We start from the raw sequence: 742 nt of genomic DNA, 5'->3' as shown, positions 1-742 counted from the left end.
GGCGCTTTGTCGCGCACGTCCTCCCCGAAGGGCACGAACGACGAGGGGGTGCCGCCGCTGCCGAGTCCCAGATCCACACGCCCCCCGGAGAGCAGATCGGCGACGGCGGCGTCTTCGGCCACGCGCACCGGATCCTCCAAGGGCAGGGTGATCACCCCGGTGCCGAGGCGGATGTCCCTGGTCGCGGCGGCCACGTGCGCGAGGAAGACGAGCGGCGACGGCAGGCCTCCCTCCGCCGCGTGGAAGTGATGCTGGGCGACCCAGGCCCTCCCGATCCCGTGCCGCTCCGCCTGCTGGATCTGTGCGGTCGCCAGCGCGTACCGCGAAGCCGCGGACGCGTCGTCGAGCAGGCGGGTGAAGAAGGCGACGGTGGGGGCGGTGGTCATACGAGGTTCTCCGTTCGTCCGGGGACCGCGGCCAGCAGCTCCCTGGTGTACTCGTGCTGCGGATCGCGGAAGAGGTCCTCCGTCTGTTCCTCCTCCACGATCCGGCCACGGCGCATGACCGAGACCGTGTGGCTGATCCTGCGCACGACGGCGAGGTCGTGCGAGATGAACAGGTATGTGAGCGCGAGCTCCGCCTGCAACGAGGTGAGCAGTTCGAGGATGCGTGCCTGCACCGTGACATCCAGCGCCGACACGGCCTCGTCGAGCACCACGACCTCCGGATCGATCGCGAGGGCCCTGGCGATCGCGACGCGCTGCCGCTGTCCGCCCGAGAGCTCGCGCGGGGTGCGGCGTGC

The 742-nt window shown here is 71.0% G+C and carries 2 protein-coding genes; both read right to left on the bottom strand.

Features of this window, described 5'->3' with window-relative positions; genetic code table 11:
* The coding region (locus tag KZA10_RS16700) for an LLM class flavin-dependent oxidoreductase (protein ID WP_218683460.1) at positions 1-386 on the bottom strand (386 nt) is incomplete at its 3' end.
* On the bottom strand, positions 383-742 hold a 360-nt coding region (locus tag KZA10_RS16695; RefSeq protein WP_218683459.1), incomplete at its 5' end, for an ABC transporter ATP-binding protein. The genes KZA10_RS16700 and KZA10_RS16695, both read right to left, overlap by 4 nt.

Origin of the sequence: Microbacterium sp. BF1 (assembly GCF_019279095.1) — a bacterium.
GTDB classification, from domain to species: Bacteria; Actinomycetota; Actinomycetes; order Actinomycetales; family Microbacteriaceae; genus Microbacterium; species Microbacterium maritypicum.
This window is presented reverse-complemented; position numbering and strand designations above follow the sequence as displayed.